This is a genomic window from Mesorhizobium sp. WSM4841 (assembly GCF_055811515.1).
Window position 1 is genome coordinate 1 of sequence record NZ_JBVVQC010000096.1, and the last position, 665, is coordinate 665.

Annotated in this window: 1 protein-coding gene; it reads right to left on the minus strand. The window is 59.5% G+C overall.

Translation table 11 applies throughout. The features are described 5' to 3' along the window. Nucleotides 1–252: 252 nt before the first annotated feature. Nucleotides 253–567 (minus strand): DUF6665 family protein, encoded by a 315-nt coding sequence (locus tag AC0L14_RS34775; protein ID WP_473752233.1) that lies wholly within the window; start codon nucleotides 565–567, stop codon nucleotides 253–255. Nucleotides 568–665 lie beyond the last annotated feature (98 nt).

Genomic DNA, 665 nt, shown 5'->3' on the forward strand with positions numbered 1-665 from the left:
CAAGGCCCGAGCCAAAATGGGTCGGGCCTATCCGGAAATGGTCAAAGAGTCAGAACCACTGTGAAAAGGTACTAGCAGGCTTCCGAGCCATCAGTGCTGGTTGCCAAAAATGTCAGCTATCAGGCAGCGAAATGGGCTGATGAAGGGCGGCTTCGGGTCAACTTATTCCGTAGCGCGAGCGAATCTGGACGACTGGAACGGGTCGAAATCGGTATTTTGTCTTCGGTACCGTCAGATTTTCAACACTATTGTCTATTTGGCGCCGAGCCTGGCCAGCACGGCCTTGGGGATGTTGTATTCCCGGATCACTGCGTCGTGCTTGCGCAAGCCGCACAATTCGCGCTGGATGAAATAGCCGTGGACGGCCTCCGCCGCGTCCTTGAGCAGCCGGGCACGTTGTTCGCCCTCATCGCCATGTTCACGCAACCGCGCCAGCGTTTCATCCACGCGCCGGCCGGCACGGCCGAGCGCCGCCGCCTTTTCGCCGAGGATTTCATGGCCGAGCAGGTCGAGTGCGCTCTCCTGTGCTCCCGACCGTCCGAAATTCGATGGCATTCGCACCGACATGCTCCACTCCGGTTTTTGCTAAAATCTGGCCCTACTCCGCCGGCCGCGTCTCCTCCAGCACGCTCTCCTCGTTGTATAGGAAGCCGCCGGACTGCCGC

Bases quoted from the DNA above. Each gene is read 5' to 3' on its own strand.
- AC0L14_RS34775 (WP_473752233.1), bottom strand. From the start codon at position 567: ATGTCGGTGCGAATGCCATCGAATTTCGGACGGTCGGGAGCACAGGAG.